Origin of the sequence: Eubacterium sp. AF15-50, assembly GCF_934835595.1 — a bacterium.
Taxonomy (GTDB): Bacteria; Bacillota; Clostridia; order Lachnospirales; family Lachnospiraceae; genus Eubacterium_G; species Eubacterium_G segne.
Genome location: NZ_CAKVZL010000084.1, coordinates 7,233 through 9,333 on the forward strand (window position 1 = coordinate 7,233; position 2,101 = coordinate 9,333).

Here is a 2,101-nt window from a genome sequence, read left to right on the forward strand (position 1 = left end):
TTGACCTTGAGGGAAGTGCTGTTACAGGTGTTGATTATATTGCAGAAGCACTGAGAACAGTACATGATCATTTTGGAGATGATTTTATAATTACAATGGCTCCTGAAACATATTATATTCAGGCAGACAGATTATCAGCTAATGATATTACAACTTCATATTTAAGATTGGCATTAAAGATTAAGGATATTTTAACAATCTGCTATCCACAGTTCTACAATACAGGTGGAATGAACGGATACGGTGGATCAATTGTAAATCCGGGAACAGCTGATTTCCTTACTTCAATGTCAACATTAGTAATCGAAGCAGGACTTAGGGCAGATCAGGTAGCGTTTGGTGTTCCATCAATGGCTAAGGCAGCAGGTAGTGGTTATGTGTCAAATGACACTATAAAGACAGCACTTAATTCCATGGTAAACGGTACTTCATCAGGAGGCTTTACACCGCCAAGAAAATACCCTACATTCAGAGGTGTAATGACATGGTCAATCAATTGGGATGCAACAAATAATTATGCATGGGCTAAAGCTATGGATGCAGCAGTAGATGAAATGCCAACTACAGAGGTACCTACAAAGGCACCGACTGTAGAAACAACCAAAGCCCCTACAGTGGAAACAACAGCACCGGGAGAGGTTACAGCGAAACCTACAGAAGTTATTGGACTATCTTTAATTTCACAAAATGGTGCAGAGGTAGCCTTTGCATGGGGACAGACACAGGATCAGATTAAGTCAGGTCAGACATACAACGTTTATATAGATGGAAGTTTTTATCAATCATATACAGCTGCTACACAGGTAGCTTATACATTTACTAAAAACGGAAGTCATACAATAAAGGTTACAGCAGCATTAAACGGTACGGAAACAGCAGGAAGCATACTTAGTATTAAGGTTTCAGGATTATCTGAATCAGACACAACAGTGGCTCAAACAGAAAAGCCTACATCAGGTACACCAACAACAGGTCTTTCATCAAGACTTATGATTGGATATTACCATACATGGGATAATGCAGGAAATCCGTTTATTAAATTAAGAGATGTTGACAGTAACTGGGATGTAATTAATATTTCCTTTGCAGAACCTGTTAGTGCAGGAAGTACAGATGGAAAAATGCGATTTAACATTTCAGGTCTTTCAAGCAGTTATACAAAGGAAGACTTTAAGCAGGATATTAAAACATTACAGGCTAAAGGAAAGAAAATAGTTCTTTCCATTGGAGGATACGAGGGATACTTCTCTTTAGATTCACAGGCAGCTGTAAATCAGTTTGTAAGTGATATTAAGGGATTTGTAGATGAATACGGATTTGATGGAATTGACATTGACTTAGAACAGTCATCTGTACAGTTTGCCCAGGGCAATGATAAGGATATCAGACAAATTAATTCACCTAAATTAGCTAACATGGTTTCAGCAATTAAGACTATTGTACACAGCTATGGCGATGATTTCATTCTCTCATGGGCACCTGAAACATTCTATATGCAGATGGGATATATGTACTATGCAGGAATTAATCAGTATTGTGATTCAAGGGCAGGTTCATACTTACCAATGATTAATGCATTACGTGAGGAAACAAGCTTTGTACATGTTCAGTTATACAATTCAATTGCCATAACAGCACCGGATGGAGTTTCTTATAATATGGGAACAAAAGAAGGGGTTGTAGCAATGTGTAACATGTTACTTGACGGTTTTTATGTAGGAGCAGGAGCCGGTGTCGCAAAGAGTGAAGCAACATACTTTGCACCACTTAGACCTGATCAGGTAGTAATTGGTGTTCCGTCATCAGCCGGTGCAGCAGGAAGCGGTCAGATATCTAATGCAAACCTTCAGGCAGCATTCTCAGAGATTGATGCAGCTCATCCGGGACTCAGAGGTATTATGTCATGGTCTATCAACTGGGATTCATCACAAAATGGCAATTCATTTGTAAGAGAGAATCAGGCATTCTTATCTAACTTAAGAGGTGATGAGGAAACAACACAGAAGCCGACAGAGAAACCTACTGAGGCACCAACAGAAGCACCTACACAGGCACCGACAGAGGAACCTACTACAGCTGATCCTAAGACTATTACAATCAG

Annotated in this window: 1 protein-coding gene; it reads left to right on the plus strand. The window is 39.4% G+C overall.

Features of this window, described 5'->3' with window-relative positions; translation table 11 throughout:
* Positions 1-95 precede the first annotated feature (95 nt).
* Positions 96-2,101 (plus strand): glycosyl hydrolase family 18 protein (locus Q5O73_RS08805; RefSeq protein ID WP_302669500.1); only part of this gene is annotated, 2,006 nt, incomplete at its 3' end.